Raw genomic sequence first — 22,389 nt, 5'->3', positions numbered from 1 at the left:
AAGCAAGGCAGATGATTAAAGCGTGACGAAGTTGAACAAGTTCACGCAATTCTGCGCATAATGGCGACGTCGAAAGCGAGGAGTACTGGTGACCGCCCCCCGATTGCACACACCTGCCCAGGTCCTGGCGGTGGGGATGACCTATCGCGACCTCGTGTTGACCGGGATGTCCGCCCTGCCCCGGCTCGGCGAGGAGAACTACGCGGCAGCCCTTCACGAGACCTGGGGAGGCATTGCCACGATGGCCAGGGTCTGCCGAGCACTGGGCCTGGAGACCGGATTGTGTACCGCGATCGGGGACGATGACATCAGCGAGGCTCTCCTGCGGGATATGGCCACTCAGGGCATCGACACCACGCTCACCGTCCGTCACGCAGGCTGGCGCCTGCCGGTGACGGTGGCGCTTTCCGTGTCCGGGGACCGCGCCATGGTGACCGTGGAGGAGAGCCCGCCTGGGGGGATCGCCGCGCACCTCGACGACGAGGACCCCCAGGTGGCCGCGATCGTCGTGGACATGCGCGACCCGGCCGCGCCGTGGCTCCAGCGCGCAAGGGAACGCGGTACCACCGTCTTCGCCTCACGCGGCTTCGACCCCACCGGCGAGTGGGGCGAAGGCGCGCTGGCCGCAGTGGCTGGCTGCGACGTGTGGATGCTCAACCAGCTCGAGGCGCGTGCCTTCACGGGACAGGAGGACCCGGTCGCCGCTGCGCGGATGCTGACGGCCCGCGTGCCGCTGGTCATCGTCACGCTGGGGGCGCACGGAATGGTGGCGGTCGACGGCGCCAAGGGCGAGGAGGCGCGTGCAGCGAGCTTCCCCGTCGAACCGCTGAGCACTACCGGGGCTGGGGACACCACCCTGGCAGCGTTTATCTTTGCCAGCCAGATCCCGGGACTGACGCTCGCGCAACGCCTGGACGTGGCCGCGTTCATCGGGGCGAGCACCATAGAGCTGCCCGGCGGGGCGGCCAACCCCCTCACCCCAGGGCAGTTGCTGGCCCGCGCCGAGTCACGCACGTCGGATCCGCGCCTGGTGTTCCTCCGCGACGTGTTCCGTGCGGCGGCACGGCCGTGACCGAACGCTTCGCCTTCCTCGTCGTCGGGGACACCCAGTACCTCTTCGACGGGGTGCGCACCAACCCGGCGCTGCTGGCCGCCACCTTCGACGGGGTTGCAGCCCTGCAAGCCAGCGGCGCCATCGCCTCGGTGAGGCACGTCATCCACGTCGGCGACGTTACCGAGCACGGCTGGCCCGGGGAGTGCGCCATGGCACTCGAGGCCCTCGCTCACGGCGCAGCGCGGCTCGGAAAGCCCGCGATGACGATCGCCACAGGCAACCACGACGTGGCGCACCAATCCGACGACACCCGCGGCCCCACGCCGTTCCTGAAGACCTTCGGTCCGGGATGCGCGCTCCTCAGGGGGGCACACCTGGGCGCCCCAGTCGAGCACGGGCCGGGCGGTTACTCGTCGTGGCGACTGGTGTCGCTGCCCGATGGCTCGACGATCGGAGTCCTCGCCCTGTACTGGCGGTCCGGGGCGGAGGGCCTGGACTGGGCCAGTCGCATATTGACCTGCCACTCGACCACCCCCACCGTTGTGGTCAGCCACGATGTGGCGAAGGACGGCACCCTCACCCCGCATGGCCTCCTGGTTCAGGGGTTACTGGAACCGCAGCCTCAAGTCTTCCTCGTCCTCGGGGGCCACCAATGGCCCAGCACCCGCGTCACCGCTGCCGGGCGCGAGTACCACGCCGTCAACTACCAGCAGCTGCCCTTCGGTGGAGCCGGCGCAGCCCGCATCTACGAGTTCGACCCCGCCCGCGGCGAGTGTCGAGTCATCTCGCTCTGTCCGGCCCTCGGGCTCGCAGAAGTGCTCGGGAGCACCGCCGCCCGCCGGGCACTGGCCCTGTCCGGGGCTGAGGATCAGTTCACGTTCCGGCTGCCGCCTGCTCTCGGCGGCCGACCCTCCCCGTGGCAGGCTGACGGGCTCGGCCTCGCCGTCGAGATCACCCCCGACGGACCGGTCGAGTTCGAGACGCCGGTGGCGGAACGCTTCGTCCTCGCCGTGGAGGCGACGCTATCCGCGGCCCCGAGCCGGGACTGGCGGGTCCTCCTGGCCCGGCTGGGTCAGGCGCCGGGAGGTTCACCTGAGCCGTTGGCGGCGCTGAGCCTCTCGACGGAGAATTTCGTCGGCTGGCAGGCCTTCGTCGACGGCGGCGAGACGTGGGCCACGTCGCACGAGGTCGCCCTAGCCGCCCACGTGGAGGTGGTCCTGTCCAACGACCCGGACGCGGCGGGCATGTGGATCGACGGGGACGCGGTAGGGCGAGTGGACCCGCACCTGGGACGTCGCCTCGTGCCCGGCCCGTGGCGCTGGCGCGTGGGCGCCGGTGAATATGCGGGGCGGTACTGCGACGAGTTTGACGGCGTGGTGACGCGGGTCCGGTTCTGGGCCTGAGCCCCTACCACTCGAATCGGGGGTCGCGGGTGGGACCCACTGAGTCGATGTCGCGGAGCTCGCCCACGCCGACGGCGTCCATCCGCCCCTGATGGACCCCGATGGCGGACAGCAGGAGGTCCATCACCTGGTGGCTACGCAGGGCAGTCGCCTCGGTCAGGGGGTCCGGCAACCGTCCACCCACCCGATGCGTGACGAGGAAACTCCGGCGAACTTCCACCTCGTCCTCGCCGTGGCCGCCCTCGGGCTTGTGCCCATGGTCGGTGGTGACCGCGATCAGCCAATCCTCGCCCAGCAGCTCGTGCCGCTCGGAAACGGCCTTCACCAGGTGCCGGGTCAGTTCATCGACCCGGTTGATGGCCTCGCGATACTGCTGGGAGTGCGCACCGTGGCGATGCCCCACCGCATCGGCGCCCTCGAAGTAGACGACGGCGGCGTCGGGCCCCTCATGCAGCAGGTGCCACGCCGCCCACTGAGCCACTTCCGAATCGGCCACGTGCACGCCCCTGGAGAGGTCCGGTTGGAAGAGCTTGTGCTGGCCGGTGCGCTGCTGGTCGGTACGCTGGTGGATGATAGGGCCCGGCCCTGAAGCCGCCGTGAATGCATCCCAGGTGGCTGCCGCCAGGGTGCGTGCGGCTGGGTTGGCGAAGTACACCCGTGAGAGCACGTCCGGCCGCTTGGCGAGGTGGTGACCGACGAACTCGTTCCACCAGACGTGGCATTCCTCGTGCGTGGAACCCGTGAGGATGGAGGCCCACCCAGGCCCGGAGTCGGTGGGCGGGGTCATCCACATCGGAATGACCGCCCCCTCAGACTGCTCATCCCCGGCGGCAAGTCGGGCCAGCGTCGGCGCGATGCGACCGAACGCCAGAGCCTCGCCCAGCGATACGGTGTGATCGGCCCCGTCGGCGGCGAACCGCGGATCGGCGACATGGTCGGGAGCCCCGAACAGAGGGTTCGCGGCCACTGCATCCGGCAGGGCCAGGTCCGCGCGCACGCCGTCGAGGCAGATCAGCAACAGCTTCATGGGCTGTTCCGGAACCGGAGCGTGAGGATCTGGAATGGGCGCAGAGTGAGCTGGAGCGACTGGCCTGCGGCCACCTCCCCCTGAGGGAGGGTTTGGGTGGGCTCGTCGACGGCGTCCTCGAGCAGGTCCACCTCCGCGACGCCAGCGGCGGCCAGGTTCACCCGGAGCTGCACCCGGCTGTGGGCGCCGGACGACTCGTGTAGCCGCACGACGATGTCGCCGGAGCCGTCGAAGGCAGCCTTGACGGCGTCGACGACCGCCTGACCGCCCCGTCCGGCGCTGCTGATGCGGGTGAACGGCTCCAGGTGAACCGTCCCGGGCAGCACCCGCAGCGGCTGGTTCAAGGCCAGTCCGGACGCGTAGGCCGCCGTCGGGTCGGCGTCCACGGTGAGGCTGTAGCGCATCGTGTGTTCGCCCAGGTCCGCCGTCGGATCCGGAGACTGGGGCGATCGCAGCAGGGTGAGACCGGCGTTCACACCCGAGGTGGGCGAGGTCGACGATCCCCCGGCCGGGGTGACGTCGTGGCCGTGGCTGGAGTCGTTGGCGAGGGCGACGCCGTAGCCCGGCTCGGAGAGCAGCAGCCAGCGGTGGCCGCTGGTCTCGAAGCGGGCGGCGTCCCAGGACGTGTTGACGGGGATCGGACGTTCGACGTGGCCAAACTGAATTTCCGCGGCGGTCCGTGAGGCGCGGATCGCGAGCGGGAACCCCACCCTCAGGACGTGTTCCCGCTCGCGCCAGTCCACCCAGACCTCGAAGGCGACCGTGCGCGAGTCGGCGTCCAGGCTGATCGTCTGGACCGCGCGGGACGAGCCGAACTCCCTGGTCACCTCCACACGCGCGCGCAGCGGGGTCTGTGCCACGAGCTCGACGGAGACGGCCTGGTCCAGGTCGGTTCCCTGATGCTTGTACTGGGCCTCGAGGTCCCAGGCATCGAAGGCACTGGGATGGTCGGGGTGCAGGCGCAGGAGATTCGCGCGGCCGCCGGGCATCAGGACGTCGCGCTCGGCGCCCAGGTCGCGCAGCCCGGAGACGGTGCCGTCGGTGCCGATCTCCACCCGCACCAGCCCGTTGTCCAGGACAATGGCGCCGTCGTGACGGCGGGCCTCGACGGGGTGCTCGGGGGTAACGCCCACCTCGGCCAGGGGCGCGGCGGCGTGGCCCTGGACGTGCACGAGCTGCAGCCGGCCGTCCACCTCCACCACACTTCGGCGTTCCAGCGGCGCGGCGTTGAGCACGGATGAGGAGGTGTCGTCCGCGCTCAGCCCCTCCCACGCCTCCCGGAGCAGATCCTCCAGGTCGCCGGCGAGGGAGGTGTACTCCTGGGCGGCCTCGCGATTGACCCACGAGGTGCTGCTGCCGGGGAGGATGTCATGGAACTGCAGGAGCAGGACCCGCCGCCACAGCTGCTCGAGCCGCGCATGGGGGTAGCTGTAGCCGTTCGGGGAGAGTGCGGCCATGCTCGCCACAAGCTCGATCGCGGCCAGCAGGGCCTCGCTGCGGCGATTCCCCTGCTTGAGCTCCACCTGTGTCGTGTAGACGCCGCGATGGAACTCGAGATACATCTCGCCCGCCCAGGTGGGCGCATCCGGGTATTCGGCGCGAGCAGCTTCGTAGAACGCGTCCGGGCCGGCGAGGGTCACCACCGGCGAGTCCTCCACGTCGCGGAGGCGGTGGACTCGCTCCACCATCTCACGGACCGGCCCGCCGCCACCATCGCCGTAGCCGAATGGCAGCAGTGAGTGCCTGGCGCGGCCCTTCTCTTTGAAGTTGTGCTCGGCGCGGATGACCTCCTCGGGGCTGACGATGCTGTCGTAGCAGTCCACTGGGGGGAAGTGGGTCCAGATGCGGGTGCCGTCGATGCCTTCCCACCAAAAGGTATGGTGCGGCAGCGAGTTGGTCCGGTTCCAGGACAGCTTCTGTGTGAAGAACCACTTCATGCCCGCCAGGCGGGCGATCTGCGGCAGCGCGCCGGTGTAGCCGAAGGAGTCGGGTAGCCAGAGGCAATCGGGCCGCACGCCCAGCTCGTCACGCATCCATCGAAGGCCGGAGGTGAACTGGCGCACCAGGGCCTCACCGCCAGGCAGGTTGGTGTCTGACTCCACCCACATGCCGCCCACGACGTGCCACTGACCACGCGCGATGGCGTCACGCACCCGCTCGAACACCTCGGGTGAGGCCTCCTTGAGCCACTCGTAGTGCTGGGCCGAGGTGCAGGCGAAGTGGAAGTCGGGGTATTCCTCAGCCAGCGCCGTCACGTTGGAGAAGGTCCGCAGCACCTTTCGCTTCGTCTCGCGGATGGGCCAGAGCCATGCGGAGTCGATATGGGCGTGCCCGATAGCCGTCATGTGCTGGGCCGACGAGTTGGCGCGGCTCGCTATGAGCGGTGCCACCACCTCTCGGGCACGCGCAGCATTGGCGACGATGTCGCCGGAGTCGAGGACGTCGGCCGCCTTCTCCAAGGCGCGGAGGATGACCGCTCGACGGGTGGAGTTCTCGGGCAATTGCCGCATGAGCCCGTCGAGGATTTCCAGGTCCAGGCCCAGCGCCCAAACGTCGTCGTGGCGCGTGACCACGTCGGCCCCCCGGAAGCACCACACGGGCTCGTCCGGGGCGGTGAGGCGGTCACCCAACTGGGTCACCGAGCCGATCAGCCCTGCCAGGTCTGGGTTTGCGGCCGCCTCGATGTAGAGGTTTATCGAGCCGTCGTCGCCGATGAGCGGTTCGGACTGTTCGGCGCACGAGTCGGCCAGTGCGCCGAAGTTGAGGGCTACCGTACGGTTCATCGGGTTGACCGCCTTGAGAGGGCGGCCGGCCCAGGTGAAGACCATGCCCTCGGACTGGTTGCCGGCCCAGTCGCCGACGAACCCGAGGTCCACGCGCAGTTCGAGTGGCTGGCCGGCCGGCAAGGCGGGGAGCTTCCCCTGAACCCGGAGCCACCAGGTGCTCCACGCCGGGCCCCACCAGGTGCCCGTTGGGAAGTCGACGTAGTCGGCCCCTCGCGCCTCCTCGAAATCGACCGGTTCTCCCGGGGCGCGCCATGCCGTGACCGAGAGGGGGGCGATGACCGTGTGGGTTCGCGCGGACACTCGCTCCCGCAACTTCTCGATCCGGTCCTCCACGAGGGACCTGTCGTCATGCACGGGCGGGCCCCTTGAGGTAGTTCAGTTCGTCGAAGTTGTCGATGAGCTCGTCCAACAGGTCCCCGGCCACCCGAAACGAGTCGACGAGGGGGTGATGGCTGAGTGCGAGCAACGCGTCTTGGCGCGAGTGTTCGATGGCGGCGTCGATGGTCCGGCGCTCCACGTACTTCGCGTTGACAACCATGCCGCGGCCGTGTTCGGGAAGGGTGGCTCCTGGCAGTGGGGTGACCCCAGTGCCATCCACGCGGCAGGGGACCTCGATGACCGCTGCATCGTCCAGGTCGGGCAGGAGGCCGCGGTTGGCGATGTTGAGCACCAGTTCGGCCGGCTCGTTGCCGGAAATCGCGTGCATGATGGCCAGGGCCACCCTGTCGTAGCCGCCCGTCTCCAGGTCCGAGGCGTCACGCTCGAAGTTTCCGGCCGCCTCCCGGTTGGTGGCCATATAGGTCTCCTCGCGCTCCAGGCGCACCTTCTCCCAGAGGTCGAGGACACCGGAGGACACCCTGTGGACCGAGTTGTAGAAGCGGCGCTGCTGAGCCTCGAGGAACACGCCGCGCGTGTCCACCGTCGACTTGTCGATCGCGAGGTCCTCGCGCTGGTAGTAGTAGTAGTGCAAATACTCGTTCGGCACGGCTCCGAGTGCCTGAATGAGGGGAGCGCCGAAGAGCCGGCCCTCCTCGAAGCTCTCGATGAGGTCGGGGCGCGCCAATAGTTGCGGCAGCACGTCCTTCCCGTCGACGCGCAGGCCGGTCAGCCAGCCGAGGTGGTTGAGGCCGGCGTACTCGAGGCGGATCCGATCTGAGCCGGCCACGGGTGCTGGTACGTCGGCGGCGACGATGCCAGCTCCCTTGAGCGTGTCGATGATGCGCCGGGCGAGTCCGACGGGCGAGTCGCAGATGCCGATGACCTTGTCCCCGAGGTGGCGCTGCATCACTTCGGTGATCACGCCGGCTGGGTTGGTGAAGTTGATCACCCACGCGTCCGGCGCGAATCGCTTGATATGTTTCACGAGCTCCAGCGCCGCCGGGATGCCGCGCAGAGCGTAGGAGATACCTCCCGCGCCGACCGTCTCTTGGCCGATGAGGCCGTGGCGCAGCGCGATCTGCTCGTCGAGGGCGCGACCATGGGCGCCGCCGACACGGATGGCGGAGAAGACGAAGTCGGTCCCCGACAACGCAGCCTCCACGTTCTGAGTGACGACCAGCCGCGGGGCGTCCGGCACGCCGTGGCTCAATTCCTCCAGCACCGATGCGATGGCTGCCAGTCGGTCGGCGTCGGTGTCCAGCAGCCGGAGCTCGGTGACGCCCCCTGGTGCGGAGTCGGCTAGCAAGGCCTTGTAGACCAAGGGGACACGGAAACCGCCGCCGCCAATGAGTGTGAGTTTCATACGAAGTGGACCTCTGTCTGGTGAGCCGTGCACGTCTCAAGGAGTTGGTCCGACAACTTGGAGGCGTCGGTGATTATGCCGTCGAGTTCGTCAACGCCGAACGGTGAACTGCCGCCCTTGCCAGGGAACTTCTCGGCGTCCGCCAGTAGGTAGGCGCGGGTGGAGGCCGCTCGGATGGCTCGCTTGATCCCGTTCTGCGAGTAGGACGTGTCGCAGACCCTGCCGGTGTCCGAGACTCCGGAGCAGCCGATGAATGCGATGTCGGCTTGTTGGTGCGCGAGCGCGTCGATGACCGGTTCCCCGTCAAAGCACTGGTACTGCTCTGACCAGTGCCCCCCCAGAAGGATGATGTCCGCCCGGCCACCCGCCCGGAGAACCTCGAACGCGGGCAGCGACGCGGTGAGGACTGTCACACTCCTGTCCCGCAGCCCCATGGCCACGTGATGGACGGTGGTGCCGATGTCCAGGATGATGGTGGCCCCCTCCGGGATCAGGTGCGCGGCCGCATCCCCGATGCGGAGCTTGCCGGCGCCCGCCCTGGCCAATGCCACCTGGAACGGATCATCCACGTGAGACGCGAGCCTCACGCCGCCCCAGGTTCTCTCCACGAGAGCCTTGCTCTCCAGTTCGGCCAGATCGCGCCTCACCGTGGCTGCGCTGACCCCGAGGTGCCGTGAGATGTCCTGGATGGGGGCAGCGCCCTGCGCCTGCAGCAATTGCAGGAGTTGATCATGTCGCACGGACTTCAGCATCACCACACAGTAGCGCACGGGAGCGCCACTCGCTCAAACTCAGTCAATTCAATCATTGATTGTCATCTGCCGCCGATGGCTGCTAGATTGGCGGCCGTAAGAGAGATCGAGGTGGATCACGCTGGTGTCAACCGTAAGACTGGGCAATTGCCGTGAGCCGATCGTGGCTGGGCCGGCCGGGCCGGCCGCACCGTCACGCCGCTCAATGGTGGTCTTGTCGCACGGTTTTGACCCACTCATGATCAAGTTTGATCAGTCGCACGAATGCTGGAAAAAGTCTTTCAGCACCAGAACAAGTTCCGAACGAAGGAGTTCGACATGTTGATTCACCGACGCACACTCGTCGCCGGCGGCGCGGCCAGCCTTGGCATGCTCGGCCTGGGCGGCCTTTCTGCCTGCTCGACAGCGGCCCCCGACGCAACTACCAATCCCTCAGGCGGCGCCGGTGGCGTGGCCAGCCTGATCCTCTGGACCTGGCCAGAGGGCTTCGGTAAGAAGGCGCTCGATGCGGTGGCCGCCCAGTTCCCGCAATACAAGCTGCGCCAGGACGTCATCGGTGGTGATTCCAAGCAGAAGCTCACTACGACCTTCACCGCTGGCTCGGGGTTGCCCGACATCACCGGCGTGAAGGGCGAAGACATCGCCTACTTCAAGAGTCAGGCGGACTACTTCGTCGACCTCAACACCGTCGGCGCCAACGACATCAAGGCCACCTATCTGGACTGGAAGTGGGCCCAAGCCACCACCGGCGACGGCAAGCAGCTCGGCATCCCGATCGACATCGGCCCGACGGCCCTCTTCTACCGTTTCGATGTCTTCGAGCAGGCCGGCCTGCCGTGGGAGCCGGAGGAGGTCGCGGCTGCCATCCGGACTTGGGACGAGTACTTCGAGTTGGGCAAGAAGCTCATCTCCTACGATCCCGACACGTACCTGATCCGCAACGGCGCCGGCCTGTTCGACACAGTCTGGAAGCAGAGCGGCAAAGGCTTCGTCGACGAGAAGGGCGTCTTCATCGGCGCCCAGGATCACATCCGTGGAGCGTGGGAGACCACCCTGCGTGCGCTGGACGCCGGCATCGTCGCCACCCTGCAGTCGAACACCGCGGACTCCGCCGCCGCCGTCAACGAGGGCAAGCTTCCCGCTGACTTCGGTGCGTCGTGGCATCTCTCGGACCTCATCGTCGACGCCCCGGCCACCGCCGGCAAGTGGCACGTAACCGAGCACCCAGGCGACGCCACCAACAACGGCGGCTCCTTCCTGACCATCCCGGAGGGCGCTGCGGACCCCGCCGCCTCCTTCGAAATCATCAAGTTCCTGCTCAACCCGCAGAATCAGGCCTTCGAGTTCGAGGACAAGGGCAACTTCCCGGCCACCCCGGCCGCGTTCACCCTGCCAGAGGTGTCTGGGCCCGTCGAGTTCCTCGGTGGTCAAGTTGCAGGCGAGGTCTTCGGTCGCGCCGCAGAAACCGTCCGCCCCCTGTACGAAGATCCCAACTCCAACACCGTCAACGCGCCGTTCTTCGCGGAGCTGGAGTTGGTTGAGTTGTCCGGCAAGGACCCCAACCAGGCATGGGATGACGCCGTGGCCGCGGCCGAACGGATCGCCAAGCAGGTCGGCCTCACGGTGCAATGAGCCGAATCGCGAAGCGGCGGGGAGGGGTGACAACCTCCCCGCCGATCGAGATCTACCGGACGCTGTCCACACGTCAGAGGGTGCGCAACGCCCTTCCGCTGTACGGGGCGGTGGGCCCCTACTTCTTCTTCTTCCTCGCCTTCGGCGCGATGCCGATGCTCTTCACGATGGTGCTGGCCTTCACGAACTGGTCAGGGCTCGGCAGGATCAGTTTCATCGGCTTCGAGAACTTTGGGTACCTTGTCACGGACCCCCTGTTCTACAAGGCGTTGGTGAACACGCTGATCCTGTGGGTGATGGCCACCATCCCAACGCTGGTACTGGCCACGGTGGTGGCATTGATGCTGAACTCCACCCTGCGCTTCTCGACGACCTATCGAGTGATCTACCTCATCCCCAATGTCACTTCGCTGGTGGCAATGGGCATTCTCTTCAGCTCCCTCTTCTCAAGTCAGTTCGGCCTCGCCAACGCCCTCGCCAACCTGCTCGGCTTCGACAACGTCGCGTGGCTCCAGAACGAGTGGGGCATCAAGGTCGCCATCTCGGCGTTGACCGTCTGGTCCTTCGTCGGGTACAACTCGCTGCTGATCCTTGCCGGGCTCCAAGCCATCGACAAGACGCAGTACGAGGCCGCCGCACTTGACGGTGCCAACGGCTGGCAGACCTTCTTTCACGTCACTCTGCCCCAGTTGCGCCCAATCGTCTTGTTCATCACACTGATGTCGACCATCGGCTCACTGCAGAGCTTCACAGAGGCGCAAGTCCTCACGTCGTCCATGTCCTCGGGCGCGGCTTCCTCCGGTGGGGTGGGCAACTCCGGCATGACCATGGTGCTCTACTTCTACGCCGTGGCCTTTCAGGAGAACCGCTTCGGCTACGGGGCAGCTATCTCGTGGGGGGTCTTCGTCATCGTGATCTTCTTTTCGGCGATCAACTGGATCGTCACGAGGGAGCGTAAGGATAGGGGCGAGACGTGAGCCTGTCCTCAAGAGCCGTTCCGGCGGCCCTCGCCGGTGCTGCCATCGAGACTGGCGGTGGCATGAGACGCACGCCCCGCCGCCGCCCTCGCGTCCGTCCGCGGGACCTCGTGCGACACGTCCTCCTGATCCTGGGTGGTCTCGTTTCACTGTTCCCGTTCTACTGGATGTTCGTGTTGTCCACGCACCCGTCAGCGGTCATCTACGAGTACCCCCCGGTGCTGACCCCTGGTGACCGGATGGGTGAGAACGTCGGCACGATCATGGAGAAGATCAACATTTGGGGAGCGATGTCGAACACTGCCGTCGTCGCCAGCTCAGTGACGATCCTCGTCCTCCTCATCGCTTCGTTGGCCGCATTCGCGTTCGCCAAGTTCGACTTCCCCGGCAAGAACTTTCTCTTCGGCATCGTGCTGGCAACCTTCCTGCTGCCCGCCCAACTCGCCACCATCACGCAGTTCCTGGTGATGAGCTGGCTCGGATGGGTGGGGGACCTGAAAGCGCTGATCTTCCCGTCACTGGCGAGCGCGTTCGGCGTCTTCTGGTTGCGGCAGTACGCCACCTCCGCCATCCCGAAGGACCTGATGGAGGCTGCCACGATCGACGGGTGCGGGTTCTGGCGGCAGTACATCCACGTCTGCTTGCCTACCATCCGCCCGGCGCTGGCGTTCCTCGGCATGTTCACGTTCATCGGCTCGTGGAACGAGTTCATGTGGCCGTTGATCGTCCTGAACGACCCGGCCAAGCTCACGCTGCAAGTGGCGCTGAGCCAGCTCAACACGGCGCATGGGACCGACTACGGCATGCTCATGGCCTCCTCGCTCATTGCGGTCATTCCGCTGCTCGTGATTTTCATGATCGGGGCCAAGCAGTTCATTTCCGGCATTACGGAAGGGGCGGTCAAGGGCTAGGTCCCAGTGCAGCACGGCCGTTGAACCGGGGCCGGTCATTCCCGCGACTGCGGCAGCCTCGTCCGTCCGCCCCGCTTGGGGTTCGACGGCGGGGGCACGACGGGGCCGATGTCGCCGTCGGGGGCTTCGTCCAGGTCCACGATGACGGGGGCGTGATCGCTCGGGAGCTTGCCCTTGCGGGCGGCGCGGTCCACCCACGCGGCTTTGACACGGTCGGCCACCGGCCTCGACGCCAGTACAAGGTCGATCCGCATGCCCAGATCCTGGTGGAACATTCCGGCGCGATAGTCCCAGTACGAGAACAGGCGGTCGTGTTCGGGCCAGCGCGCGCGGACGACGTCGACCAGACCGAAGGCGGCGATCCGCTCGCGCTCAGGCGCCGTGACGTGGGTGTGGCCGACGTAGGCCGCAGGGTTGAACACGTCGGCGTCAGCGGGCGCGACGTTCATGTCCCCGCACAGCGCGACCTCCGCAGGCCCCGCTGCAACGGCCGCGGCGAGCGCGTCGAGCCAGTCGAGCTTGTAGGCGTAGTGGTCCGAGGCCACCTCGCGCCCGTTCGGGACGTAGAGGCTGTGGACCCGTACCCCGCCGCAGGTGGCGCTGATGGCTCGGGCCTCCGCCGCACCCACGTAGTCCGGTTGGCCGGGGAAGTTGCGCTCGACCTCGGACAAGCCGACCCTGGACAGGAGCGCCACCCCGTTGAAACCGCCGGCCCCATGATGCGCCGCCTCGTAGCCGAGCTCGAGCAGGGGGCCGGTGAACAGGTCCGAGAAGGCAGCGTCGGTCAGCTTGGTCTCCTGGAGGCAGACGACGTCGGGTCGGCGCTCCACGAGCCAAGGCAGCAGCCGCGGCAGCCGTTGCTTGGCGGAGTTGACGTTCCAGGTGGCGATCCTCACCCCCGCGAGGCTACCCGCCCGGTGCTTCCGTGTGTGCCGCGAGGGCCGCGCGCAGCCGTGCCGCGTACTCGGCCGCCTCGCCGTCGGCGTACCGAGTGCGGGGCCAGAAGAACCCGCGCAACCCGTCGCCCTTCGTGCGCGGGACCACGTGCACGTGCAGGTGAGGGACGGACTGGCTGACCACCGTATTGACGGCGGTGAAGGTGCCCTGGGCGCCGAACGCCTCGACGACCTCGGACGCCACCCGCTGGACCACGCCGAACAGTGGCGCGACCAGTTCTGGCGGAAGGTCGATGAGGGTGGGGACGTGCGCCACCGGGCAGACCAGCACGTGGCCCTTGATCAACGGCCGGTGGTCGAGGAACGCGATCACGTGTGCGTCGCGGTAGACGATTTCCGCGGCCACCTCGCCCGCGACGATCCCGCACACCAGGTCATCGGTCTTCGGTGGATTCACCATGGCGCCATTCTGCAGGATCGACCGGCTTCTATGGGCGCCCGATGCCAGGGCCGGAAGCGTGGGTTTCCCCGTGCCGCAGCACGACCGGTTCAGCGCCTCGCGATAGGGCTGCGTGATAATCTGAGGTTTTCGTCGATCGACCCGGGAGGAGCATGGTCCAGCCTATCGGTCTATATGCCTGGGGCGGTCCGGGCACCATTCGGCTGCTCAACGTGAAGTACCGCTCACCGCGCATCGACGCGCACAGTTTCATGCGTCTCTACGAGCCCGACTATCTCGCGGATGCGCGTGCGAAACTCGGCGTCACGGATATGTGGGTGACGTATTCCTGGGGCTTCTCCGACGCGACGGAGGAGCCGGACCGACGCTATATCGTCGAGCGTCTGCGCGGCTTTCGCGAACAGGGCATCAGGACCCACGCCTACGTTCAAGGGCTGAACGTGGTGACGAGGGAATTCGTTGGCCAGGACGTGTTCTGCCGGGACGGCGCAGGCCGCCTCCTTCCCTACAGCCGTGGCCGCTCGCTCACCTGCCCCAACAATCCCGCGGCTCGCCGGATCATCCTGGACCGGGTTCGTGCCGCGTGTCGTGAGGATTTCGACGGCGTGTTCCTGGACAACATCGTCTTCGGGATTCCACCATTTTTCGTCCGCCGCGACTACATCTCCTTCTTCGGCTGCTCGTGCCGGCACTGCGGCGCGGTCTTCGGTGCCCGATACGGCTATTCGTTGCCTGCGCAGGAGAAGTGGGGCCACCGGGTCATCACCGATTATCTGGATTTCCGCAGTCGCAGCGTCATGGCGCTTCTGGAGGAGGTTGCAGAGGTCTGCCGAGAGCACGGCAAGAGCTTCGGGGTGAATCTCTATGATCCGTTCAAGCACACTGCAGACGTGTTCTTCGGATACCGTCTGGCGGATGTCTCCCCGCTGCTCGATTATCTGCTCATCGAGAATCACTCGCTCACTTTGTCGGGTATCAGCAATACCCATCTTTCGCCGCTGATGGACTACGGCAAACCGGTGTTCGTCGTCTCGTACCGCTATGGAATCGGTTTTGAGGGCGCCTACCGCCCGCAGGATCTGGACGTCATCTGGAGTGACGCCGCGGCGCTGGGCTATTCGCCGTGTCTGAAGGCGTCGGAGTTCACCACCCGGGGAACCTGGCACGCTTTGGATCTGGCGGAGGTGCGCCCCCCGTCGGTCTCGTCCCCGGCCCTCTGCGGCTCCTCGGTGACTACCCGGAGGCTCAGGGCCAGCTCGGTGGGGGAGCGCGTGGTGGCTCGTCTTGTCGAGCGCCGGTACGCCCAGATGGCCAGCGCGGCGTTCGAGAACGACGCTGTGGCGTATGTGCTGGCCAAGACCGGGTTCGCGCCGCGGTCCATGCGCCACGACCGGGCCTACCAGTTGGGCCGTTCCGGAGGATGACGGTGCAGGCGGGTGTGCGCGAGACGGTCGCTGAGCTCTCCGGCGGATCTGATCGCGACTACGCCGCCAGATTCGCCGGAGAGTGCCCGGCGGTGGAGGTAGCCGGAACGCATATACGTACGTTCTGATAAGCTGCGTCAGTCAACGACGGCCACGACGGGAGCAGCATGGAGCGCAGCACCGCGCGTCGGCACGACCCCGAGCGCAGGGACCGCATCATCGCCGCGACACTCGATCTGATCGCCGAGCACGGTGTCGCCGGCGCCACGTACCGCACCATCGCCGTCGCCGCGGACGTCCCCCTGGGCTCGATGACGTATCACTTCCCCAACCGCGACGATCTGATCTTCGCGGCCTTTGAGCGCTTCGCCGACGAGTCGTTCTCGCCACTCGACCGCGCCATGGATGCTTCCGGCGCAGATCCTCGAGAGGCGCTCACCCGCCTCGTGCTTGAGGATGACGACGACGCCCGGACCAAGATCCTCCTGGCCGAGCTCTACGTCCTGGCCTTCCGGCACCCCCGCTACGCCGACCTGATGCGCCAGTGGATGGGCCGGTCGCGCGACGCCATCGCCCGGCGGGTGGAGGGCATCAGCGCCCGCGTCGTCGACGCGATCCAGGAGGGCCTCGGCCTCCAGCGCTGGCTGGCGCCGGATGAGGTCACCGAAGACGACGTCAGGCGCGTCTTCGCCGCACTGATCCCCGCCCCCGCCGACCCGCCGGCCGGCCCCTGACCAGGAGAAGACCCATGAGCGCGATCCCCTTCAATGACGGCTGGACCTATCGCCTTCCGCTCGGTCCCTTCGCCGCGGCCAACGGCGAAGCAGCCGAGCCGACCGCCGTCCGACTCCCGCACGACGCCCTCCGCGACGCCGACCGCAGCGCGGACGCGCCGGGCAAGGGCGCCGGGGCCTACCACTCCCACGGCGCCTTCAGCTACCTCAAGACCTTCGCCGTCCCGGAGGAGTGGCGCGGCCGGATCGTCCGCCTCGAGATCCAGGGCGCCTACCGTCGCGCCCAGGTCTTCCTGAACGACGAGTTCGCCGGCAACCGCGCCGACGGCTACGCCCGGTTCTTCGTCGACCTCACCCCCTACCTCCGCCACGGCGAGGACAACACGCTACGCATCGAGGTGCGCTCCGGCCAGGACTCCCGCTGGTACTCCGGCGCCGGCCTGCACCGTCCCGTCGTCCTCCATGTTGACCGGCCCTCCCATGTGGTCCCCGACGGCGTCGCGGTGACGACGGTGCGTGTCGAGGACGACCAGGCGGTGGTCGACATCGTCACGACCATCCGGAATGCCGGGCTGAGCACGGCAACCGTGTCGGTGGAGACCAGCCTGAGCGCTGCCGACGACGGCGAGGCCGAGCGCGACGCCACGCCGTCGACCCTTGCCCCAGGAGAAACCGCGCTGGTCCGGCAGCGGTTCTACGTCCAGCAGCCACGCCTGTGGAGCCCGGACCACCCGCACCTGTACAAGGCGCTGGTCTCGTTGGGCGAGGGGGAGGCCACGGAGGTGACCTTCGGCATCCGCACCGTCACCGTCGACCCCCGCAAGGGGCTGCGGATCAACGGCGAGTCCGTTCTGCTGCGGGGCGCCTGCATCCACTCCGACAACGGGCCGCTGGGCGCTGCCGCGATCGGGCGCGCGGACGAGCGGCGCATCGAACTGCTCAAGGAGGCCGGTTTCAACGCCATCCGCACGGCGCACAATCCCGCCTCGCCCGCGCTGCTCGATGCCTGCGACCGTCTCGGCGTGCTCGTCATGGACGAGGCCTTCGACATGTGGACGAAGTTCAAGACGCCCTACGACTACGCGGCGGAGTTCCCGCAGTGGTGGGCGGCGGACCTGGAGGCCATGGTGGCCAAGGACCGCAACCACCCGAGCGTGATCATGTACTCGATCGGCAACGAGATCGCCGAGGTGGGCACCCCGCACGGGGCGCGCTGGGCCCGGCGGATGGCCGAGCACGTCCGCTCCCTGGACCCGACCCGGCTGGTCGCCAACGGCATCAACCCGTTCCTCGCCGTCATCGACGAGGTGCCGGCCATCGCCGAGGAGGCTGGCGGGCTCAACGAGATGATGGCCGCCGAGGGCGGGCCGTTCGCCGTCGTCAGCGCGAGCGAGTCGGCGAGCAGGCGCACCGCGGAGTCCAGCGCCCCACTCGACGTGCTCGGGCTCAACTACGCTGAGTCGCGGTACTCGATTGACGCCGAACTGTTCCCGCACCGCGTGATCGTCGGGTCCGAGACCTTCCCGTCGCAGATCGGCCGGCTGTGGCCGATGGTGGAGGCCGCCCCGAACGTGATCGGCGACTTCACGTGGACCGGCTGGGACTATCTCGGTGAGGTGGGCATCGGCGCGACGGCGTACGCGGAGGACCCGGAGGCCGTCGCAGGGCTGGAGCGCGAGTACCCGTACCTCACGGCGTGGTGCGGCGACCTCGACATCACCGGCTGGCGCCGCCCCGTGTCCTACTACCGCGAGATCGTCTTCGGGCTGCGCTCCGAGCCCTACGTCGCGGTCCAGCGACCGGAGCACCACGGCCACACGATCACCATGCAGTCGCCGTGGGGGTGGAGCGATTCGGTCTCGTCGTGGACGTGGCCGGGCTTCGAGGGGCAACCGGTCGTCGTCGAGGTGTACGCCGACGCCGAGGAGGTGGCGCTGCTGCTCGACGGCGACGAGGTGGCCCGCGCGACCGTGGGGGAGGAACACCCGATGAGGGCCACCCTGGAGACTGTCTACGGCGCCGGCCAACTGACCGCGGTTGCGTACCGCGGTGGGGGTGAGGTTGGACGCACGAGCATGTCCACGGCGCGGACGGCTGCACGGCTGACAGCGACGGCGGACCGCGCGGAGCTGCGGGACGACGACGCCGACCTCGCGTTCGTCGCCATCGAACTGCGAGACGACGACGGGGTACTGGTCACGTCGGAGGAACGTGCGGTCACCGTCGAGGTGTCCGGCGCCGGCATCCTGGCCGGTATGTGCAGTGCGAACCCAAGAACTGAGGAGCGCTTCGACTCAGGCTCCTGGCGTACTTTCGACGGCCGTGCTCTCGCCGTCGTCCGTCCCAAGGGCGGTGGGGAGGTTGCGGTCAGGGTCGCGGCAGAAGGACTGGAGCCGGTGGTCCTGACACTGACTGTGACCTGACGAACGAAGGGGCATAGTGGGCCCATGACGAGTGGGCAGGACGGGCTCTCCATCGCTGGCCACAGCGGTGGCAGGACCACCGAAGGGCTCGGGGAACTCGATCGAGCCCGGGTCCAACGCCGCACACTGCGTGTCGTCGTGGTCAGCCAACTGTTCGGCGGCGCCGGCTTGGCTTCCGGGATCACCGTCGGGTCGTTGCTCGCGCAGGACGTGCTCGGTTCAGACGCACTCGCCGGGGTGCCGATCGCCCTGTTCACCCTCGGTTCGGCGCTGACGGCGTACATCGTCGGGCGGACCACCCACCGGTGGGGGCGTCGGACCGGGCTCGGCCTCGGATTCGCTGCCGGTGGGCTGGGCGCCGTCGGCGTCGTGATCGGTGCGGTGACCGGCAACATCGCCCTGCTGTTCGCCTCCCTGTTCGTCTACGGCGCCGGGTCCGCCACCACTCTGCAGGCCCGCTACGCCGGCACCGACCTCGCGCTCCCCGAACGGCGCGGTGCCGCGGTGAGCGTCGCGATGGTGTCCACCACGCTCGGCGCCGTCGGGGGACCGATCCTCATCGAACCGCTGGGCCGACTCGCGACATCCCTGGGCATTCCGGCCCTCGCCGGACCGTTCATGCTCGCGGCCGTCGCCTACCTCGCGGCAGGCTGCGTGCTGGTCGTGATGTTGCGGCCGGACCCCTATCTTCTCGCCCGGGCGCTGGACGCGTCGGCAGCCGAGGCCTCCGGCACCCCGAACCGGGTGTCGCGTGTGCGGGTCGGGGTGTACGTCGGCGCGACGGTCATGGTGCTCACCATGACCGCGATGGTGGCTGTCATGACCATGACCCCTGTGCACATGCGCGCCCACGAGCACGGGCTGGGAGCCGTCGGCCTCGTGATCAGCCTGCACGTGGCAGCCATGTTCCTCCCGTCTCCACTCACGGGGATCCTGGTGGACCGGGTAGGGCGGACCCGGATGGCGGTGGCGGCAGGGGTGACGTTGCTGGCCGCCGGGTTGGTTGCCGCACTCTCCCCGCCCGATTCGCTCGGGTTCCTGATCCTGGCGCTGATCCTGCTCGGCCTCGGCTGGAACTTCGGGCTGATCTCGGGGACGGCGCTCGTCATCGAGGCCACCGACAAGGAGAACCGCGCCCGGGTGCAGGGGAGTATCGACGTACTCATCGCACTGGCGGGCGCGGGTGGCGGCGTGATGTCGGGCGTGGTGATGGCTGCCACCGACTACGCGTTCCTGTCGCTCCTGGGCGGGTTCCTCGCACTGTTGCTGGTTCCCGTCCTGTACTGGGCGACGCTTCACCGGGATCGGTAGGAGTCGACGAGTCAGGTGGGGCGAGGGCAGTCTCGGCAACTTCCTTCGCGCTGCCCCGGTGGGCGGCATGATGCACTCAGGAGGTTTACCCATGAACTACGCACTGCGCATCGACCTGGAACGCCCCTTCGACGTGGCCCTGGCCCAGATCAAGGAGTCGCTCGCCGAGAGCGGTTTCGGGATCCTCACCGAGATCGACTTGAAGAAGACGCTGAAGAACAAGATCGACGTCGACATCGACGACCAGATCATCCTCGGCGCCTGCAACCCCCGCTTCGCGCACCGCGGACTCCAGGTGGAGCCGTCGCTGGGCCTGCTGCTCCCGTGCAACGTGGTGGTTCGGCACAGCGCGGGGGTCACGGTCGTGGAGACGATCGACCCGGAGACCATGGTCGCCCTCACCGGCAACCCGGAGATGGAGGCGATCGCCGACGAGGTGCGCAACGCCCTCAAGGCGGCTCTGGATCGCGTGGCCTCGGCCTGACCCAGCGGACGCGGGGCCCTGCCGCGTTCAGTGTGCCGCCGATGGAGGGCGCCCGCGCTTGACACCGCGGCCGCCAAGGTGGCCCAATGGCAGGCATGGTCAGCCAGCCTCGTCGCCGGGTCCGCGCCGCCGACGTGGCCGCGGCGGCGGGAGTGTCGCCGACGGCGGTGTCCTTCGTGCTCAACAGTCGCGACGGCGGGAACATCTCGCCTGAGACCACGAAGCGCATCCTCGAGACGGCAGAGCGCCTGGGCTACGAGCCCCACCATGTCGCCCGGTCCCTGCGCAGCAACACCACTCACTCCGTGGGCCTGTTCACCGACGCCGTCGGCTCCCCGTTCGCCGGCCGCCTGCTGGCGGGGGCCAGCGACCAGGCAATCGCGCTCGGGCACGTGCTGCTGGTCATGGACCTCCACGCGGGGGAGGATGCGGAGACCCGGGCCATCAAGGAGCTGGAACGTCGCCAGGTGGATGCCCTCATCTACGCCAGCATGGGCTTCCAGGTCCTGAACCGCCCCCCGCGCGCCCATCTCCCCCTTGTCCTGGCCAACTGCACCAGCGAGCGCGACGACGAGCTGAGCGTCTACCCCGACGACGCCTACGGTGCCACCCAGGCACTCGAGCACCTGGCGGATCTCGGTCACCAGCGCGTCGTCATGCTGAGCGGCCATTGGGACCCCCTGGTCAAGGAGGACGCCGGCAACATCTCGGGCCCCATCCGTCGGGAGGCCTTCCTGGCCGCAGCTCGGCGTCGGGGCGTCGACGCATCGTACGTGGAGGCCGGCTGGCAGATCGACAGCGGCTACCACGCGGCGATGAAGGTCCTCGACCGTCCCGCCGGCGAGCGCCCGACGGCACTCTTCGCCATCACCGACCGGGTTGCAGTCGGCGCGATGCTCGCGGCGGCCCGCCTGGGGATCGCGGTGCCGGAGGACCTGTCGCTCGTCGGCTTCGACGATCAGGAGCAGATGGCCGAATGCACAGTGCCGCCCTTGACGACGATCGCGCTCCCGCATGCGCGCATGGGGGCGGAGGCGGTTGCCATGGCCATCGCCGCCGCAGCGGGCGAGCCGGTGGAGCACCCCCGGCGAGCCGTGCCCTGCGAACTGATTCTCAGGGAGTCGACGGCGCCACCTCGCACACCGCGACCGTGACGCCCTCCGGCGCGTCCAGCCGCCAGGGCGAATCGCTGCGCCATACGGCCGGCACGCCGTCACGGGGATAGACCTCCAGGACCGGACCGTCCACCCACACGTCGGCGCCCGAGTGGACTGCAACCCGCCCGAACTCGTCGTGGGTCAGGGTGGCGCCGTCGCCGTCGAAGCTCAGGCGTGCCTGCCACCCCCCCATGGTGGCGTGGCCCGAGACGAGGGGGCGCCGCGGCCCGCCCGCGAGGGCCTCCGCGGCCGCCGGATCCACTGAGCTGGAGACCAGGTCTCCGTGGAGGTGGAGCCGCCGGGGCAGGGTCATGCACCCGGCGTGGTCGATCACCGCGGGCTCCTGGTCCATCTGGCGGATCCAGCCCAGCAGCAGGGGCTGCCCGTCCGCCTCGGTGACCTGTGGCGCGTAGAAGTCGTGACCGTCGTCGAGGACGTTCAGATGGTCGCCGGCGAACCGCGGGCGGCCGTCGACCAGAGCGACGTCGCCCACGACGGCCACCACCCGGCCGAGCACCCCGCGATGCTGCAGCGAGAGGATCAGCACCCAGCGGCCGTCCACCCGCACCAGCTGGGGGCACTCCCAGATGTCGGCGGGATCGGCTGCGGCGCACGCCGGATCCGACGGCGTGGCGAACAGGCCCTCGTAGGTCCAGGCCGTCTCGTCGTCGCGGTTGAACAGCAGCACCGCGGGGGAGCCGTCGCGCAGGCCGGCGCCGAGAAGCGCCCAGCGCCGTCCGTCGACCTCGAAGACGAAGGGGTCGCGCATGACGGCGATGCCGTCGGCATCCGGGGTTTCGGCAACGACGACGGGGTCACCCCAGGTGAGCAGGTCGTCGGAGCCGTAGCGCAGGCAGATCGTGCTGCGGTGCGACGCGTCCGCGATGGCGGAGTAGGCCACCGTCGGGCGGTCCCCGCCGGGGACGAAGCAGCCGGACCAGCAGCCGAACTCGTCCGGCCCGCCCGGGGTGGGGGAGAAGGCTATCGCGTGGTGCTGCCAGGTGGCGAGGTCGCGGGAGGTGGCGTGGCCCCACGCAATCGCCTCGTGCCAGGGGCCGGCCGGGTTGTGCTGGTAGAAGACGTGCCAGACGTCGCCCACCTTGGTCATGCCGTTGGGGTCGTTGAGCCAGCCGCCGGCGGCCGGGCGCAGGTGGTAGGTGCTGTGAACTTCTGTGGTCACGCTCATCCTCGGATCCTAATTCGATTTAGTTTGCCCG

General features: G+C 68.2%; 18 protein-coding genes. 11 read left to right on the top strand and 7 right to left on the bottom strand.

Annotation, left to right across the window (positions count from 1 at the left end; all coding sequences use genetic code 11):
* Nucleotides 1-88: 88 nt before the first annotated feature.
* Together ACZK5N_RS09990 and ACZK5N_RS09985 are read left to right on the top strand one after the other, a co-directional pair.
* Nucleotides 89-1,072 carry a carbohydrate kinase family protein gene (locus ACZK5N_RS09990; protein WP_463624849.1) on the top strand — a complete coding sequence of 328 codons (984 nt, stop codon included), beginning with the start codon at nt 89-91 and terminating at the stop codon, nt 1,070-1,072.
* Nucleotides 1,069-2,457, top strand: coding sequence for a metallophosphoesterase family protein (locus ACZK5N_RS09985; protein WP_463624848.1), 1,389 nt, complete (start codon nt 1,069-1,071; stop codon nt 2,455-2,457). The genes ACZK5N_RS09990 and ACZK5N_RS09985 overlap by 4 nt, the downstream gene beginning before the upstream one ends.
* 4 nt (nt 2,458-2,461) lie before the next feature.
* Here ACZK5N_RS09985 and ACZK5N_RS09980 read toward each other — a convergent pair whose 3' ends face one another.
* Genes ACZK5N_RS09980 through ACZK5N_RS09965 form a run of 4 tightly spaced genes read right to left on the bottom strand, consistent with a single transcriptional unit; the run spans nt 2,462 to nt 8,763 of the window.
* Nucleotides 2,462-3,484 (bottom strand): alkaline phosphatase family protein, encoded by a 1,023-nt coding sequence (locus ACZK5N_RS09980; protein ID WP_463624847.1) that lies wholly within the window; start codon nt 3,482-3,484, stop codon nt 2,462-2,464.
* On the bottom strand, nt 3,481-6,624 hold the full coding sequence (locus ACZK5N_RS09975) for an alpha-mannosidase (RefSeq protein ID WP_463624846.1): 3,144 nt from the start codon (nt 6,622-6,624) through the stop codon (nt 3,481-3,483). Before ACZK5N_RS09975 ends, ACZK5N_RS09980 begins: the two co-directional genes overlap by 4 nt.
* Nucleotides 6,617-8,011: a 6-phospho-beta-glucosidase gene (locus ACZK5N_RS09970; RefSeq protein ID WP_463624845.1), complete on the bottom strand. Its 1,395-nt coding sequence runs from the start codon at nt 8,009-8,011 to the stop codon at nt 6,617-6,619. The genes ACZK5N_RS09975 and ACZK5N_RS09970 overlap by 8 nt, the downstream gene beginning before the upstream one ends.
* Entirely contained in the window at nt 8,008-8,763 is a 756-nt protein-coding gene (locus ACZK5N_RS09965; RefSeq protein ID WP_463624844.1) for a DeoR/GlpR family DNA-binding transcription regulator, read from the bottom strand. Before ACZK5N_RS09965 ends, ACZK5N_RS09970 begins: the two co-directional genes overlap by 4 nt.
* 318 nt (nt 8,764-9,081) lie before the next feature.
* On the opposite strand from ACZK5N_RS09965, the gene ACZK5N_RS09960 reads away from it, so the two are divergent.
* The 3 genes from ACZK5N_RS09960 (at nt 9,082) to ACZK5N_RS09950 (ending at nt 12,283) form a co-directional block, all read left to right on the top strand.
* Nucleotides 9,082-10,395, top strand: a complete 1,314-nt coding sequence (locus ACZK5N_RS09960; RefSeq protein WP_463624843.1) for an extracellular solute-binding protein — start codon at nt 9,082-9,084, stop codon at nt 10,393-10,395.
* 80 nt (nt 10,396-10,475) lie between these two features.
* Nucleotides 10,476-11,372 (top strand): carbohydrate ABC transporter permease, encoded by an 897-nt coding sequence (locus tag ACZK5N_RS09955; RefSeq protein WP_463624934.1) that lies wholly within the window; start codon nt 10,476-10,478, stop codon nt 11,370-11,372.
* Nucleotides 11,373-11,434: 62 nt separating this feature from the next.
* Complete coding sequence (locus ACZK5N_RS09950) at nt 11,435-12,283, top strand: carbohydrate ABC transporter permease (RefSeq protein WP_463624842.1); 849 nt, start codon at nt 11,435-11,437, stop codon at nt 12,281-12,283.
* A gap of 35 nt (nt 12,284-12,318) precedes the next feature.
* On the opposite strand, the gene ACZK5N_RS09945 is transcribed toward ACZK5N_RS09950, so the two are convergent.
* A complete protein-coding gene (locus ACZK5N_RS09945) occupies nt 12,319-13,179 on the bottom strand; it encodes an exodeoxyribonuclease III (protein ID WP_463624841.1) in 861 nt (286 codons plus the stop codon).
* A 10-nt stretch (nt 13,180-13,189) separates the two neighbouring features.
* Nucleotides 13,190-13,639, bottom strand: a complete 450-nt coding sequence (locus ACZK5N_RS09940; RefSeq protein WP_459018789.1) for an HIT family protein — start codon at nt 13,637-13,639, stop codon at nt 13,190-13,192.
* A 152-nt stretch (nt 13,640-13,791) separates the two neighbouring features.
* Here ACZK5N_RS09940 and ACZK5N_RS09935 point away from each other — a divergent pair, with 152 nt between their 5' ends.
* The 6 genes from ACZK5N_RS09935 (at nt 13,792) to ACZK5N_RS09910 (ending at nt 21,169) form a co-directional block, all read left to right on the top strand.
* Entirely contained in the window at nt 13,792-15,063 is a 1,272-nt protein-coding gene (locus tag ACZK5N_RS09935) for a hypothetical protein (RefSeq protein WP_463624840.1), read from the top strand.
* A gap of 167 nt (nt 15,064-15,230) precedes the next feature.
* Nucleotides 15,231-15,797 carry a TetR/AcrR family transcriptional regulator gene (locus ACZK5N_RS09930; RefSeq protein ID WP_463624839.1) on the top strand — a complete coding sequence of 189 codons (567 nt, stop codon included), beginning with the start codon at nt 15,231-15,233 and terminating at the stop codon, nt 15,795-15,797.
* Between the two features lie 14 nt (nt 15,798-15,811).
* Nucleotides 15,812-18,220, top strand: coding sequence for a glycoside hydrolase family 2 TIM barrel-domain containing protein (locus ACZK5N_RS09925; RefSeq protein WP_463624838.1), 2,409 nt, complete (start codon nt 15,812-15,814; stop codon nt 18,218-18,220).
* Nucleotides 18,221-18,244: 24 nt separating this feature from the next.
* Nucleotides 18,245-19,531, top strand: a complete 1,287-nt coding sequence (locus tag ACZK5N_RS09920; RefSeq protein WP_463624837.1) for an MFS transporter — start codon at nt 18,245-18,247, stop codon at nt 19,529-19,531.
* A gap of 91 nt (nt 19,532-19,622) precedes the next feature.
* Complete coding sequence (locus ACZK5N_RS09915; RefSeq protein WP_463624836.1) at nt 19,623-20,015, top strand: DUF302 domain-containing protein; 393 nt, start codon at nt 19,623-19,625, stop codon at nt 20,013-20,015.
* Between the two features lie 86 nt (nt 20,016-20,101).
* The gene (locus tag ACZK5N_RS09910; RefSeq protein ID WP_463624835.1) at nt 20,102-21,169 is read left to right on the top strand and encodes a LacI family DNA-binding transcriptional regulator; all 1,068 of its coding nucleotides are present in this window, start codon (nt 20,102-20,104) and stop codon (nt 21,167-21,169) included.
* Here ACZK5N_RS09910 and ACZK5N_RS09905 read toward each other — a convergent pair.
* The gene (locus ACZK5N_RS09905; protein ID WP_463624834.1) at nt 21,129-22,352 is read right to left on the bottom strand and encodes a glycoside hydrolase family 32 protein; all 1,224 of its coding nucleotides are present in this window, start codon (nt 22,350-22,352) and stop codon (nt 21,129-21,131) included. The two genes, ACZK5N_RS09910 and ACZK5N_RS09905, sit on opposite strands and share 41 nt — an antisense overlap.
* Nucleotides 22,353-22,389: the final 37 nt, after the last annotated feature.

This window comes from Tessaracoccus pujii (assembly GCF_055326215.1).
The sequence above is the reverse complement of the archived record's forward strand: the minus strand, read 5'-3'. Positions and strand labels throughout refer to the sequence as shown.

What these genes read in the sequence shown, in the direction of transcription:
- ACZK5N_RS09980 (WP_463624847.1), bottom strand. Translation starts at nt 3,484, where the DNA reads ATGAAGCTGTTGCTGATCTGCCTCGACGGCGTGCGCGCGGACCTGGCC.
- ACZK5N_RS09970 (WP_463624845.1), bottom strand. Translation starts at nt 8,011, where the DNA reads ATGAAACTCACACTCATTGGCGGCGGCGGTTTCCGTGTCCCCTTGGTC.
- ACZK5N_RS09965 (WP_463624844.1), bottom strand. Translation starts at nt 8,763, where the DNA reads ATGCTGAAGTCCGTGCGACATGATCAACTCCTGCAATTGCTGCAGGCG.
- ACZK5N_RS09960 (WP_463624843.1), top strand. Translation starts at nt 9,082, where the DNA reads ATGTTGATTCACCGACGCACACTCGTCGCCGGCGGCGCGGCCAGCCTT.
- ACZK5N_RS09950 (WP_463624842.1), top strand. Translation starts at nt 11,435, where the DNA reads ATGAGACGCACGCCCCGCCGCCGCCCTCGCGTCCGTCCGCGGGACCTC.
- ACZK5N_RS09940 (WP_459018789.1), bottom strand. Translation starts at nt 13,639, where the DNA reads ATGGTGAATCCACCGAAGACCGATGACCTGGTGTGCGGGATCGTCGCG.
- ACZK5N_RS09935 (WP_463624840.1), top strand. Translation starts at nt 13,792, where the DNA reads ATGGTCCAGCCTATCGGTCTATATGCCTGGGGCGGTCCGGGCACCATT.
- ACZK5N_RS09930 (WP_463624839.1), top strand. Translation starts at nt 15,231, where the DNA reads ATGGAGCGCAGCACCGCGCGTCGGCACGACCCCGAGCGCAGGGACCGC.
- ACZK5N_RS09925 (WP_463624838.1), top strand. Translation starts at nt 15,812, where the DNA reads ATGAGCGCGATCCCCTTCAATGACGGCTGGACCTATCGCCTTCCGCTC.
- ACZK5N_RS09920 (WP_463624837.1), top strand. Translation starts at nt 18,245, where the DNA reads ATGACGAGTGGGCAGGACGGGCTCTCCATCGCTGGCCACAGCGGTGGC.
- ACZK5N_RS09915 (WP_463624836.1), top strand. Translation starts at nt 19,623, where the DNA reads ATGAACTACGCACTGCGCATCGACCTGGAACGCCCCTTCGACGTGGCC.
- ACZK5N_RS09910 (WP_463624835.1), top strand. Translation starts at nt 20,102, where the DNA reads ATGGCAGGCATGGTCAGCCAGCCTCGTCGCCGGGTCCGCGCCGCCGAC.